The following is a 14114-nucleotide window of genomic DNA, read 5'->3' on the forward strand; positions in this document are numbered from 1 at the left end:
GCGCTCAGCCGGGGCGTCCGAAGCGCAGCCCGGCGGTCGCCAACAGCACCTCGCGCAGGAAGCACAGCAGCGCGACGATGAAGGCGAGCATCGCGGCGATGAACAGCAGCGAGACCAGCAAGGCGGCATCGAAGCGCAGGAAGGCGCTGAGGAAGAGGCTGACGATCACCCCGGAGATCAACAGCGCGGTCGAGGTACAGAGCCCGATCGACAGGCTGATCAGCCGCGCGCGACGCACCAGTACGCGCAGCTCGGCGCGGATGGCCGGCTCGTCGTCGCCACCGAGCCTGGCCTCGACCCGGCGGGCACGATCGACGATGCGCGAGAGCCGATTGGTCATCACCGCCAGCATGGCACCGATGCCCGAGAGCAGGAACACCGGCGCCACGGCCAGCTCAATGACATGGGCGACGGTGGTGATCGAGGAGGTTTCGAGCATCTTCTGGAAATCGGGTCGGGGGGCGGGAGCGCAACCGGCCGGGACGAACCTCTCCAGCCGGGCCGGGCGGGCGCGGCAAGACGTCCGCCCGGCCCCGGTTCACACTTTGCGCGCCTCCATCATGCGCTCGATGATCGGCTGCAGAATCACCTCCATCGCCATCCCCATCTTGCCGCCCGGCACCACCATGCTGTTGCGCCGCGACATGAAGGAGTCGTGGATCATCGACAGCAGATAGGGGAAATCGACCTCGAGCTTCTCCGGGTCCTTGAAACGGATGATCACGAAGCTCTCGTCGGGCGTGGGGATGTCGCGGGCGATGAAGGGGTTGGAGGTATCGACCGTCGGCACCCGCTGGAAGTTGATGTCGGTGAGGGTGAACTGCGGGGTGATGTAATTGATGTAGTCGGGCATCCGCCGCAGGATGGTGTCGACGATGGCCTCGGCCGAGTAACCGCGCTCGAGATTGTCGCGATGGATCTTCTGGATCCACTCCAGATTGACGATCGGCACCACCGCCACGCCGAGATCGACATGGTGAGCGACATTGACGTCCTCGGTCACCACCAACCCGTGCAAGCCCTCGTAGAACAGCAGGTCGGTCTTCTCCGGCACCGGCTCCCAGGGGGTGAACTCGCCCGGGCGCAGCTGGGTGCTGAGCCGGGTGTTGTGGAACTCGGCCTCTTCATCGCTGTGGATGTAATAACGCTTGTTGCCGGTGCCGCTCTCGCCATAGTCGCGGAACAGCTCCTCGAGCAGGTCGAAGCGATTGGCCTCGGGGCCGAAGTGGCTGAGGTTGCGCCCCTGCTCGGAGGCGCGCGCCATCTCCGCCTTCATCGTGGTGCGGTCGTAGCGGTGGAAGCTGTCGCCCTCGATCACCGCGGCACTGATGCCGTCGCGATAGAAGATGTGTTCGAAGGCACGCTTGACGGTGGTGGTCCCCGCCCCCGAGGAACCGGTCACGGCAATGATCGGGTGTTTCTTCGACATGCTGATCTCCTCGTTCTCTTTTAATGTCTCTTTCGCACTTCACCCGCTGCTCACGCCGCGATGAGTGTGAAATGATCCTCTAATATACCACTGTCAAGAGACGCCCCTTCAACAATCATCAACACGATGAAATAAAAAGGGAATCGGAGAGAAACATGAGGATTTCCGGGGTTGGACCACCGCCAGGCTCGAAATGACCAGGGTACCGCCTCAACACACGATCATTCGGCACAGACCGAATAGAATCCTGGGCGGGTCACGGCAACACGGATGGACGAACGCTCACTGTTGCCATGATTTTTCAATGGTGACACAACACGTCCGGCGCAAGACCGAAACACCAATCGTTGACATCGGAATCCGGCGGCGGTGCCGACTGCACCGCCGCGGCCAGGGAGGGGACGGCCCTACCTTCAGTGCGACTCGTCGGGAGAGCGGGGAGCAGACCCGGGGGTCTCGGGGGCATCCGGGTCGATCCGCTCGACGCTGAGCAAATGGACACGACGGCTGTCGGCACGCATCACGGTGAAGCGGAAATCGTCGATACGCGCCGATTCACCACGCTTGGGCAGGTGCCCCAGGGCGTTGACCACCAGCCCACCGATGGTGTCGAACTCGTCGTCGGGGAGTGCACAACCGAAGTACTCGTTGAAGTCTTCGATGGGGGTGCGCGCCTTGGCGCTGAACTCATTGTGGCTGCGGCGGAAGATGCCGAAGCCGTCGTCGAAGTCGTGCTCGTCGTCGATCTCGCCGACGATCTGCTCGAGTACGTCCTCGATGGTCACCAGACCAGCGGCGCTACCGTACTCGTCGACCACGATCGCCATGTGGTTGCGACTGGTACGGAACTCCTTGAGCAGGACGTTGAGTCGCTTGCTCTCAGGGACGAAGACCGCCGAACGCAACAGGTCGCGGATGTTGAAGGCCCGACGATGGCCGGAATCGAGGCAGAAGGAGAGCAGATCCTTGGCCAGCAGGATGCCGACCACCTCGCCCTTGTCTTCACCGATCACCGGGAAGCGTGAGTGGGCGGACTTGACCGCCACCTTGAGGATCTGTTCCAGGGGGTCGTCACGGCGCAGATAGACCATCTCCGCACGTGGAATCATGATGTCGCGGACCCGCAGGTCGGAGACCTGCAATACCCCTTCGATCATGTTCAGGGCGTCCGTGTCCAGCAGCTCGCGCTGGCGCGCATCCTTGAGCAACTCGACGAGTTGTTCCTTGTCTTGTGGTTCGCTCCCGAACAGCTGGCCAATCTTCTCGAACCAGCTGCGTGGATGCGAACCCTCGGTAGATCGATCGCTCGTCATGGGGGGTTATGGATCCTCCGTTGGGGGGTCGTCTTCATAGGGCGGCGGAAATCCTAACCTGCTCAGGATAGTCGTTTCCAGACCTTCCATCTCCGCCGCCTGCTCATCGGTAATATGATCGTAATCAAAGAGATGCAAGACGCCATGGACCACCATGTGGGCCCAGTGCGCAGCATCCTGCTTGCCCTGTTCCAGCGCCTCGCGGCGCACCACTTCGGGGCAGATCACCAGATCCCCGAGATAGTCGGCCACCGGATCGGTGGAATCGACCCCGGGCGGCAGCTCGAAGGGAAACGAGAGTACATTGGTCGGGCGGTCGACACCACGATATTGGGCATTGAGCGCTTGCGACTCGTCGGCATCGACCAGACGAATGGTGAGTTCGCAACGGGCACGGCGCTCGGCCACCGCCGCCGCCACCCAGTCCGCGAAATCGGCGTGCGCGGGCAACCCCGCCGCGGTCGTGGCGACCTGCAGGTCCAGATCCAGTTCGAGTGACATGGAGGGAGACTCCGTTCAGGCCCCCGAGCGCGAACCGGCGCTCTCGAAGGCGTCGTAGGCACCGACGATGCGCTGCACCAGGGCATGACGCACCACGTCGCGCGCGCTGAAGAAGCTGAAGCTGATGCCGTCGACATCCCTGAGGATCTCGACGGCCTGACGCAACCCGGAGAGCTGACCACGCGGCAGATCGACCTGGGTCACGTCACCGGTGATCACCGCGGTGGAACCGAAGCCGATGCGGGTGAGGAACATCTTCATCTGTTCGGGCGTGGTGTTCTGCGCCTCGTCGAGGATGATGAAGGACTCGTTGAGGGTACGCCCGCGCATGTAGGCCAGCGGCGCGACCTCGATGACGTTGCGCTCGATCAGCTTGTTGACCTTCTCGAAGCCGAGCATCTCGAACAGCGCGTCGTAGAGCGGGCGCAGATAGGGATCGATCTTCTGCGCCAGATCGCCGGGGAGGAACCCCAGACGCTCGCCGGCCTCGACCGCGGGGCGCACCAGCAGCACCCGGCGCACCCGGTCGGACTCCAGCGCCTCGACCGCGCAGGCCACCGCCAGATAGGTCTTGCCGGTGCCGGCCGGCCCCACCCCGAAGTTGATGTCGTGGTTGAGGATGGCGTGCAGATAGGCCTGCTGGCTGGGACCACGCCCTTTGATCAGCCCGCGTTTGGTACGAATCACCACCTCGGGCAGCCGTGCCCCGACCTGCTCGAGCAGGGCGTCGGCACCCGATTGCTGGAGCGCGAGATGGATCGACTCCGGGGTCAGCGTGGTCTCGGCGGCCTCGCGGTAGAGCGTCTGCAGCAACTGTTCGGCGAGGCGCACGGCATCGCGCTCGCCGATCAGGCGGAAGCTCGTGCCACGGTTACCGATCTCGATGCCGAGGCGCCGCTCGAGCTGACGCAGGTGCTGGTCGAACTGACCGCAGAGATTGGCCAGACGGAGATTGTCCTCGGGTTCGAGTTCCAGATCGAGGGTTTCGGGTTGAATAGACAAGCGATCCTAGACGTCCAGACGCCCACGCAGTGAATTGGGCAGGGCCTCGGTGATGATCAGGTCGACGAAGTCGCCGATCAGCGCCGGGTCCCCGGTGAAGTTGACCACCCGATTGTTCTCGGTGCGGCCGGCGAGTTGGAAGGGATCCTTGCGCGAGGGTCCCTCGACCAGCACCCGCTGCACCGTGCCGACCATCTGTCGGCTGATGCGCTGGGCATTGGTGTCGATGCGCTGCTGGAGGCGCTCCAGGCGATGCTTCTTGACCTCCAGCGGGACATCGTCCGGGTAATCGGCCGCAGGTGTCCCGGGACGCCGGCTGTAGATGAAGCTGTAGCTGTGGTCGAAGCCGATCTCGTCGACCAGCGCCAGGGTCTCCTCGAAGTCCGCCTCGGTCTCGCCGGGGAAGCCGACGATGAAGTCCGAGGAGATGCAGATGTCCGGGCGCACCGCACGCAGCCGCGCGATCTTGTCGCGATACTCGCCCGCGGTATGGCCGCGCTTCATCGCCTCGAGCACCCGATCGGAGCCCGACTGCACCGGCAGGTGGAGGAAATCGACCAGCTGCGGCACCTCGGCGAAGGCCTCGATCAGCGCATCGGAGAAGGCCAGCGGGTGGCTGGTGGTGAAGCGGATGCGCTCAATGCCCTCGATCGCCGCCACGTAGTGTACCAGCAGCGCCAGGTCGGCGCACTCACCGGCCGGCTCGTGCATCGGTCCCTGATAGGCGTTGACGTTCTGCCCCAGCAGGTTAACCTCGCGCACCCCGCGCTCGGCCAGTCCCGCGACCTCGGCGATCACGTCGTCGAACGGCCGACTGATCTCCTCGCCGCGGGTGTAGGGCACCACGCAATAGGTACAGTACTTCGAGCAGCCCTCCATCACCGAGACGAAGGCGCTCGGCCCGGAGACGCTCGGCGCCGGCAGGCGGTCGAACTTCTCGATCTCGGGGAAGGAGACATCGACCTGGGGCGGCTCACCCGCATCCAGCGCGCGCAGCATCTGCGGCAACCGGTGCAGGGTCTGGGGGCCGAACACCAGGTCGACGAAGGGCGCGCGCTGGCGCAGCGCCTCGCCCTCCTGGCTGGCCACGCAGCCACCGACGCCGATCACCAGCTCGGGACGGCGCGTCTTCCAGGGGCGCCAGCGTCCGAGCTGGGAGAACACCTTCTCCTGCGCCTTCTCGCGGATCGAGCAGGTGTTGAGCAGCAGCACATCGGCGTCCTCGGGACGCTCGACGAGCTCCATGTCGGCCGAGACACGCAGCAGATCCGCGATGCGCGCGGAGTCGTGCTCGTTCATCTGGCAGCCGTAGGTCTGTATGTAGAGCTTGCGATGCATGGCCGTCTGTGAGTTGCGCCGGGGCCGCGAGCGCGGCGACGACATGGACCGGAAACGGGACTCCGGACTTTGGGCCGAGAATGACAGGAAACGAATAACTGTGCTGGCTCGCGAGCAGACTGTCAAGACTGAAGGGCTGAGCGGCAACGGTCACGGGGACAGAAATGCCGCAAAAAGCAACCCAAAAACACTGACCTAAATCAACAAAAAACAAAAAGACAAACGCCCTATACACACCATCTTGTTGGCGCTATAGTTCGCGCCACAATATCTTGTGCCACCCACCAGAGAGACCGATTTTCATGGACACGACGCAGACCGACCTCCCAGCGATTCCCACCCGCGCGCTCAAGCGTGACGGCACGGAGGTGCGTTTCGATGTGTCCAAGATCGAGTCGGCGATCCTGCGCGCCGGCCAGGCCAGCGGCGAGTTCGACGCCGCCGAGGCGCGGCTGCTCACCGCTCAGGTGATCAAGGTGCTGGCACACCGCAGCGACGACGGTCGCAGCCCCGACATCGAGGGCATCCAGGACATCATCGAGCAGACCCTGATCAGCGCCAATCACTTCGAGACCGCGCGCGCCTATATCGTCTATCGCGAGCAGCACAAGAAGCTGCGCGACGACAGCCGTACCCTGGTCGACGTCGGCAGCTCGATCAACGAGTACCTCGACCGCTCCGACTGGCGCGTCTCGGCCAACGCCAACCAGGGCTACTCGCTCGGCGGGCTGATCCTCAACACCTCGGGCAAGATGATCGCCAACTACTGGCTCAACCACGTCTACCCGCCCGAGATCGGCCAGACCCACCGCGACGGCGACCTGCACATCCACGACCTCGACATGCTCTCGGGCTACTGCGCCGGCTGGTCGCTGCGCACCCTACTCACCGAGGGCCTCAACGGCGTGCCCGGCCGGGTCGAGGCGGCGCCGCCCAAGCACATGTCGAGCGCCATCGGCCAGATCGTCAACTTCCTCGGCACCCTGCAGAACGAGTGGGCCGGCGCCCAGGCGTTCTCCAGCTTCGACACCTACATGGCCCCCTATGTGCGGGTCGACGGGCTCGATTACCCGCAGGTGCGTCAGTACATCCAGGAACTGATCTACAACCTCAACGTGCCCTCGCGCTGGGGCACCCAGACGCCCTTCACCAACCTCACCTTCGACTGGGTGTGCCCCGAGGACCTGCGCGAACAGGTGCCGGTGATCGGCGGCGAGGAGCAGCCGTTCACCTACGGCGAGCTGCAGACCGAGATGGACATGATCAACCGTGCCTACATCGAGGTCATGACCGAGGGCGATGCCAAGGGCCGGATCTTCACCTTCCCGATCCCGACCTACAACATCACCCCGGACTTCCCGTGGGAGAGCGAGAACGCCGAGCGACTGTTCGAGATGACCGCGAAGTACGGCCTGCCCTACTTCCAGAACTTCATCAACTCCGAACTCTCGCCGAACATGGTGCGCTCGATGTGCTGTCGTCTGCAGCTCGATCTGCGCGAGCTGCTCAAGCGCGGCAACGGCCTGTTCGGCTCGGCCGAGCAGACCGGCTCGCTCGGCGTCGTCACCATCAACTGCGCGCGGCTCGGTCACACTCACCAGGGTGACGAGCAGGGCCTGCTCGCGCGACTCGACGAGTTGCTCGAGATCGCCCGCAACAGCCTCGAGATCAAGCGCAAGGTGATCCAGCGTCACATGGACGCCGGGCTCTTCCCCTACACCAAGCGCTATCTCGGCACCCTGCGCAACCACTTCTCCACCATCGGCGTCAACGGCATCAACGAGATGGTGCGCAATTTCACCAAGGACGCCGAGGACATCACCACGCCGCAGGGCCATGCCCTCGCCTGCCGTCTCATCGACCACGTGCGCGCCCGCATGGTCGAATTCCAGGAGAGCACCGGCAGCATGTACAACCTCGAGGCGACGCCGGCCGAGGGCACCACCTATCGCTTCGCCCGCGAGGACAAGAAGCGCTACCCGGCGATCATCCAGGCCGGCACCGAAGAGACGCCCTACTACACCAACAGCTCGCAGCTGCCGGTCGGCTACACCGACGACCCCTTCGAGGCACTGGCCAAGCAGGAAGCGTTGCAGAGCAAGTACACCGGCGGCACCGTGCTGCACCTCTACATGGCCGAACAGATCTCCTCGACCGACGCCTGCAAGCGTCTGGTGCGCCGCGCGCTGGAGAACTTCCGTCTGCCCTACATCACCATCACCCCGGTGTTCTCGATCTGCCCCAAGCACGGCTACATCTCCGGCGAGCACGAGTTCTGCCCGCTGTGCGACGAGGAGCTGATCGCCCACAAGCGCGCCAGCCAGGCCTGCGCCTGCTGATTCGCCCACGATCACCCGCCCAACAAGGCGGCGGCCGCGCCCCGGTCGGGGCGCGGCCCATCGACCCGAACAAGCCCGCAAGGGCCACTTGCAACCGCATCGACCAAGGAGCCACGCAATGACCGACACCAACATCGAACTCAAGCCCGAAGAGCGCACCCAGTGCGAGGTCTGGACCCGCGTGATGGGCTATCACCGCCCGGTCTCGGCGTTCAACGGCGGCAAGCGCGCCGAGCACGCCCAGCGTCGCTACTTCACCGAGAACCCTACCGCTCGCGCCGACGACGAGCGCGTCGCGGCCTGATCCGCGTGCACGACCCAGCCGAGGCCGACGCGCTGCGCGTCGGCGGCCTGACCCCGCTGACCACCATCGACTACCCGGGTGAGCTGGCGGCGGTGATCTACTGTCAGGGCTGCCCCTGGCGCTGTCGCTACTGTCACAACGGCCATCTGCTCGAACAGGACGCGAGCGATGGGGAGAGGATTGCCTGGGATCAGGTGATGGGCTTCCTGGAGGATCGCCGGGGGCTGCTCGACGCGGTGGTGTTCAGCGGCGGCGAGCCGACCGCCCAGGGCGCACTCGGCGCGGCGATGCGCGCCGCGCGCGCGCTCGGCTTCAAGGTCGGGTTGCACACCGGCGGCGCCTACCCGCAACGACTGCGGCGGATCCTGCCGCTGGTCGACTGGGTCGCGCTCGACATCAAGGCGCTGGCCGACGACTACCCGGCGCTCACCGGGGTGACCGGCTCGGGCCAACCGGCGTGGGAGAGTCTCGCACTGCTGCTCGCCTCCGAGGTGGCACTGGAGGTCCGCACCACGGTCCCGCCAGGCTGGGGCCTGGAGCAACTCGCCCCCCTGGTCACGGCACTCGCCGAGGCCGGCGTGCGCGATTACTGTCTGCAGCGCTGCGACGCGACCCTGAGCCTCGACCCGGGGCTGCGCGAACTGCCCGCCACCGCCCTGCGCCAGCTCGTCACCGAACTCCCCACCGAGCGCTTCGAGCGCTTCGAGCTGCGCGGCGCGGGATACTGATCGCGACGCCGCCCCGGCACCGCCGGGAAGCGTCTCGGCGGCTCGATCAGAACAGCGCCATCAGCACCGCCTGTGCCTCGGCCACCGTCTGTCCCGAGGGTGTGACCGGCTCGTCGACATCGAGGATCCGCAGCTCGACCCGTGCCAGCCCGGTGTGCAGCATGCCGAGCGCCTTTGCCGCACCCTTCGACAGATCGATCGAGCGCCCATCGATATAGGGCCCCCGATCATTGATGGTGACCACCACCGACCGACCATTGTCCTTGTTCTTGACCCGCACCCGGGTGCCGAACGGCAGGGTCCGGTGTGCCGCGGTCAAGGCGTGCATGTCGAAGCGGACCCCACTCGCGGTGAGCCGGCCGTTGAAGCGATCGGCATAATAGGACGCAACCCCCTCGCTCACGCTCGCCTCGACCAGCGCCCCGGCGCACGCCAGGGGCAGCGCCACCAGCGCGCCAATCCATTTACTGTTCAAACGCCTTCCTCCGCCTGCTGTCTCACCCCACCCGGAGCATCGCGGACACGCACGGGCGCGCCGTGACCGACGACCATCGGGGATCGCGGCGATGAGCGGGGAGGCATGGATTCAAAATATGACCGGATTCTAACCGCGCACGGAGGAAAGACGAAGGGATCCCGGGGCGGTGCAAGACTCTCCGGACTCAGCCATCGTCTCCGGCCCGACCGAGCCGCAGTGGATCCCCGACACCCTCGAAATCGATGCGCGTGCCGAGCACCGGCGCGAAGAAGGCCTCGAGCAGCGTCGGGTCGCGATCATAGACATCGTCGCGAAAGACCAGTCGACCGGCGTCGTCGGCACGCACCGTCAGGTAATAGAGCAGCACCGGCAGGGGGCGTTCGAGATGGATGTGCCGGGTGCGACCGCGCGCGATCTGACGCTCGATCCGCTCCCGGTCCCAGGCGCTCCCCTCGAGCAGGGTGGTGGCCAGCGCGACCGGCTCGTCGACCCGGATGCAGCCGTGGCTGAAGGTCCGCTGCCGTCGCGAGAACAGCCAGCGGCTCGGGGTGTCGTGGAGATAGATGGCGTGGCGATTTGGGAACATGAACTTGACCCGTCCCAGGGCATTGTCGGCACCGGGTTTCTGCACCAGCTGGTAGCGCCGATAGTTGCTGGCGTCGCCCCCCCGGCGTACCGCTCCACTGCGGCGATCGACCAGCAGATAGTTCTGCGAGACCCAGCCCATTCCCTTCTGGATCGACACCGGTACCGTCCAGGTCGGGTTGATCACCAGATGGTCCATGCGATCGCGAAACATCGGCGTCTGGTCCTCAACGCTGCCGACGATCGCCCGGGTCTCCCAGACGGCCTCGCCGCCGCGCACCAACACCACCCGATACCCGGCGAGATCGACGAACAGATGGTCCGGCGGCAGCTCAGCATACAACCAGCGCATCCGCTCCAGGTTGATCAGCGCGCGCGCGATCCGTGCGGCATCGATCGGGCGGTTGAGGACCGCCAAGGTCCGAGGCCCGACGACACCGTCGTCGACCAGCCCGTAGCGCCGCTGCAACTCGCGCACCGCCTCGCGGAGCCCGGCGTCGAAGCGGCGCGCCGTCTCGTCGCCCGCCGCCGGCAGCGCCTCACCGGCGATCAGGCGGACCCGCTCGCGCACCTCGACGACCCGCTCGCCGCGGCTGCCGAGGCCGAGCGGCGGACCGGCGGGCAGTGGAGGCAGCTCGAGCAGGTGGTCCTGGGCGACATAGTCGCGCAGGGCGCGGCGCAGATCGCGATACCAGAAGGGCAACGAGAAGCGTCCGGCAAGGGCCTCGGCCATGTCCTCGGCGGCGAGCGCCAGACGCATGTCGGCGAGGATCTGCGCCGCCGCGACCGGCGCACGATCATTGTGCCCGGGCGCGATCTGTACCGGGTCGAGCTTGCCGTAGCGGGTGTGATGGACATAGCGCAGCAGCGCATCGCTCAGCAACAGCTCCAGCCCGGCACGCACCCGTTCGTCACGCGGCGGCGCAACGGTCAGACGGGCGAGCGTCGCGAGATGGAAGTCCTCCGGTGAGAAGCCCTCGCGCTCGACCCCGGCGAGCAACCGGGCGAGCGAGCCGACCCGCGCCCGCGAGGTCCACACCGGACGCTGGTCACGCGCGGCATAGAAGGCGGCGAGCAGCCTGGGGGAATACATCCGGCGCCCCTCGGGCAGGGACGAGGCCCCGCTCAGCGCAGCATCGAGCGCCGACCAGGATCCGGCAACCAGCGGCGGAGCGTGGAGGAGACAGAGCAGCAGCCCGAATGGGAGGATGCACCAGCGTACCATCGGAGACCTATGGAAACGGATCGAACATTCTGGCGCGGGCGTCCATTCCTGGTCATCGCCACCCAATCCTTCACCGCTCAGGGGCTCTCGCCGACGAGCTGCACTCGTCCCTGCTCGTCGACCGACTCGAGCCTGACCTTGAAGCCCCACAGCCGATGGACGTGACGCAGTACCTCGTCGACCGATTCGTCGAGCGGCCGGCGGTTGTGCCGGAAGTGGCGCAGGGTCAGCGAGCGATCGCCATAACGGTCGACGTGATAGACCTGCACATTGGGCTCGCGACTGCCGAGGTTGTACTGCTCGGCGAGGGTCTGGCGCAGCGCCCGATAGCCCTGCTCCTCGTGGATCGCGGTGACCTCGAGCTGCTCCTCGCGGTCGTCGTCACGCACCGCGAAGAGATGGAACTCGCGCATCAATCGCGGTGACAGGTACTGGGCGATGAAGCTCTCGTCTTTGAAGTTACGCATGGCGAAGTCGAGCACCTGCAGCCAGTCGCCACCGGCGATGTCGGGGAACCACTCGCGGTCCTCGTCGGTCGGCGCCTCGCAGATGCGGCGGATGTCGCGCATCATCGCGAAACCCAGGGCATAGGGGTTAATGCCGTTGAAGTAGGGCTTGTCGAACTCCGGCTGATAGATCACCCCGGTGTGCGACTGCAGGAACTCCATCATGAAGCCGTCGCCCACCAGCCCCTCGTCGTAGAGGTGGTTCATCAGGGTATAGTGCCAGAAGGTCGCCCAGCCCTCGTTCATCACCTGGGTCTGGCGCTGCGGGTAGAAGTACTGGGCGATCCGGCGCACGATGCGCACGATCTCGCGCTGCCAGGGCTCGAGCAGCGGGGCGTTCTTCTCGATGAAATAGAGCAGATTCTCCTGCGGCTCCTCGGGCCAGCGCGGATCACGCTGCTCGTCGCCGACCTCGGGGCCCGGCGGCAGGGTGCGCCAGAGGTCGTTGACCTGCGACTGCAGATAGGCCGCGCGTTCCTCCTGGCGCCGCTGCTCCTCGGCCAGGCTCAGCGGTGACGGACGCTTGTAGCGGTCGACGCCCTGGTTCATCAGCGCGTGACAGGAGTCGAGCAGCAGCTCGACGGCCTCCTCACCGTGGCGCTCCTCGCACTCGGCGATGAAGCGCCGGGCGAACACCAGATAATCGATGATGGCATCGGCGCTGGTCCAGGTACGGAACAGATAGTTGCCCTTGAAGAAGCTGTTGTGTCCGTAGCTGGCGTGGGCGATCACCAGCGCCTGCATCGGCAGGGTGTTCTCCTCCATCAGATAGGCGATGCAGGGATCGGAGTTGATCACGATCTCGTAGGCCAGCCCCATCTGACCGCGCCTGTAGGTCTGCTCGGTGGCGACGAACTGCTTGCCGAACGACCAGTGCTGATAGTTGATCGGCAGCCCCACCGAGGAGTAGGCGTCGATCATCTGCTCCGAGGTGATGACCTCGATCTGGTTGGCATAGGTGTCGAGCCCGTAGACGTCGTGGGCGATGCGCCCGATCTCGCGGTCGAAGCGTTCGAGCAGCGGGAAGGTCCATTCCAGCGACTCGGAGATGATGCGTGAACTCATGCCGGCTCCCTCCTGAACAGCTCGCGGAACACCGGGAAGATGTCGTCGGCGCCGTCGATCTCCTGCATCGCGAAGTGCGGGTGCAGCGCCATCACCTCCTGATAGGCGTACCACAGGCTCTGGTGCTGGCGCGGGGTGATCTCGACATAGGCGAAATAACGCATCAGCGGCATCAGCTTGTCGACGAGGATGTCGCGACAGATGTTGGAGTCGGAGTCCCAGTTGTCACCGTCGGAAGCCTGGGCGGCATAGATGTTCCAGACGCTCGGGTCGTAGCGCTCGCGAAGGATCTCGTGGGCGAGGTTGAGCGCACTCGAGACCACGGTGCCGCCGGTCTCGCGCGAGTAGAAGAAGTCCTGCTCGTCGACCTCTTGGGCGATGGTGTGATGACGAATAAACACCAGATCGATCTGATCGTAGTTCCGCTGCAGGAACAGATAGAGCAGGATGAAGAAGCGCTTGGCGAGGTTCTTGCGCACCTGGTCCATGGAGCCGGAGACGTCCATGATGCACAGCATCACCGCCTTGCTGGTGGGCTCGGGCTGCTTGGTGAAGCTCTGATAGCGCAGGTCGAAGCTGTCGATGAAGGGCAGCGCGGCGACCCGCGTCTTGAGCGCGTCGATCTCCTCGCGCAACGCCACCACCCGCGCGTCGCGCTCGCCGGCACCGCCGGCGAGCAATGTCGCCAGCTCCTCCTCAAGTTCGCGGATGCGCGCCCGCGACGGCGCACCGAGCGCGGTGCGTCGTGCGATCGCCCCCTTGAGCGAGCGCACCACGTCGATGTTGGAAGGCGAGCCGTCGGTGGCATAGCCGGCGCGTACGCTCTTAAACTCGGTGGAGCCCATGAGCTGGTTGCGCACCAGGTTGGGCAGCGCGAGGTCCTCGAACAGCAGATCCATGAACTCCTCGCGCGAGAGTTCGAAGACGAAATCGTCCTCGCCGTGACCATCCTTGCTCGCCTTGCCCTGACCACCGCCCTGCCCACCACCGGCCGGGGGCCGACGGATACGGTCCCCGGTCTCGAACTCGCGATTGCCGGGATAGACCTGATCGCGGGTGCCGCCACTGCCATGATGGAGCAGCGGCTCGGAGATGTCGCGTGCGGGGATGCCGACGCGCTCGCCCGAGTCGACGTCGGTGATGCTGCGCTTGTTGACCGCCTCGGCCACGGAGCGCTTGAGCTGACTCTTGTAGCGCCGGATGAAGCGCTGACGATTGACCGCGCTCTTGTTCCTGCCGTTCAGACGGCGGTCGATGAAGTGTGACATAGGACCGCTTCGCTCACCGTTGCTGAGGACCGT

The 14114-nt window shown here is 65.5% G+C and carries 13 protein-coding genes; 3 read left to right on the plus strand and 10 right to left on the minus strand.

Going from position 1 to position 14114, the window contains the following annotated elements:
- Positions 1-4 precede the first annotated feature (4 nt).
- The 6 genes from MARPU_RS14705 to miaB all read right to left on the minus strand — a co-directional run bounded on the left by MARPU_RS14705 (position 5) and on the right by miaB (position 5583).
- Positions 5-439, minus strand: a complete 435-nt coding sequence (locus MARPU_RS14705; protein ID WP_005223985.1) for a DUF2721 domain-containing protein — start codon at positions 437-439, stop codon at positions 5-7.
- 99 nt (positions 440-538) lie between these two features.
- Positions 539-1429, minus strand: a complete 891-nt coding sequence (locus MARPU_RS14710; RefSeq protein WP_005223984.1) for a phosphoribulokinase — start codon at positions 1427-1429, stop codon at positions 539-541.
- Between the two features lie 413 nt (positions 1430-1842).
- Complete coding sequence (locus MARPU_RS14715) at positions 1843-2742, minus strand: HlyC/CorC family transporter (protein ID WP_005223983.1); 900 nt, start codon at positions 2740-2742, stop codon at positions 1843-1845.
- 6 nt (positions 2743-2748) lie between these two features.
- Positions 2749-3243: an rRNA maturation RNase YbeY gene (ybeY, locus tag MARPU_RS14720; protein WP_005223982.1), complete on the minus strand. Its 495-nt coding sequence runs from the start codon at positions 3241-3243 to the stop codon at positions 2749-2751.
- A gap of 15 nt (positions 3244-3258) precedes the next feature.
- A complete protein-coding gene (locus tag MARPU_RS14725; protein WP_005223981.1) occupies positions 3259-4245 on the minus strand; it encodes a PhoH family protein in 987 nt (328 codons plus the stop codon).
- Positions 4246-4251: 6 nt separating this feature from the next.
- Positions 4252-5583, minus strand: coding sequence for a tRNA (N6-isopentenyl adenosine(37)-C2)-methylthiotransferase MiaB (gene miaB / locus MARPU_RS14730; protein WP_005223980.1), 1332 nt, complete (start codon positions 5581-5583; stop codon positions 4252-4254).
- Positions 5584-5885: 302 nt separating this feature from the next.
- On the opposite strand from miaB, the gene MARPU_RS14735 reads away from it, so the two are divergent.
- The 3 genes from MARPU_RS14735 (at position 5886) to MARPU_RS14745 (ending at position 8954) form a co-directional block, all read left to right on the plus strand.
- Positions 5886-7922, plus strand: a complete 2037-nt coding sequence (locus MARPU_RS14735; RefSeq protein WP_005223979.1) for a ribonucleoside triphosphate reductase — start codon at positions 5886-5888, stop codon at positions 7920-7922.
- Positions 7923-8040: 118 nt separating this feature from the next.
- Entirely contained in the window at positions 8041-8226 is a 186-nt protein-coding gene (gene nrdD / locus MARPU_RS14740) for an anaerobic ribonucleoside-triphosphate reductase (RefSeq protein ID WP_005223978.1), read from the plus strand.
- Between the two features lie 5 nt (positions 8227-8231).
- The gene (locus MARPU_RS14745) at positions 8232-8954 is read left to right on the plus strand and encodes an anaerobic ribonucleoside-triphosphate reductase activating protein (RefSeq protein ID WP_005223977.1); all 723 of its coding nucleotides are present in this window, start codon (positions 8232-8234) and stop codon (positions 8952-8954) included.
- Positions 8955-9000: 46 nt separating this feature from the next.
- Here MARPU_RS14745 and MARPU_RS14750 read toward each other — a convergent pair whose 3' ends face one another.
- The 4 genes from MARPU_RS14750 to MARPU_RS14765 all read right to left on the minus strand — a co-directional run bounded on the left by MARPU_RS14750 (position 9001) and on the right by MARPU_RS14765 (position 14081).
- The gene (locus MARPU_RS14750) at positions 9001-9429 is read right to left on the minus strand and encodes a septal ring lytic transglycosylase RlpA family protein (RefSeq protein ID WP_005223976.1); all 429 of its coding nucleotides are present in this window, start codon (positions 9427-9429) and stop codon (positions 9001-9003) included.
- 187 nt (positions 9430-9616) lie between these two features.
- Positions 9617-11242 (minus strand): L,D-transpeptidase family protein, encoded by a 1626-nt coding sequence (locus MARPU_RS14755; RefSeq protein WP_005223975.1) that lies wholly within the window; start codon positions 11240-11242, stop codon positions 9617-9619.
- A 77-nt stretch (positions 11243-11319) separates the two neighbouring features.
- Positions 11320-12813 carry a SpoVR family protein gene (locus tag MARPU_RS14760; RefSeq protein WP_005223974.1) on the minus strand — a complete coding sequence of 498 codons (1494 nt, stop codon included), beginning with the start codon at positions 12811-12813 and terminating at the stop codon, positions 11320-11322.
- On the minus strand, positions 12810-14081 hold the full coding sequence (locus tag MARPU_RS14765; protein ID WP_005223973.1) for a YeaH/YhbH family protein: 1272 nt from the start codon (positions 14079-14081) through the stop codon (positions 12810-12812). The genes MARPU_RS14760 and MARPU_RS14765 overlap by 4 nt, the downstream gene beginning before the upstream one ends.
- Positions 14082-14114 lie beyond the last annotated feature (33 nt).

This window comes from Marichromatium purpuratum 984 (assembly GCF_000224005.2).
In the GTDB taxonomy this organism is placed as follows: Bacteria; Pseudomonadota; Gammaproteobacteria; order Chromatiales; family Chromatiaceae; genus Marichromatium; species Marichromatium purpuratum.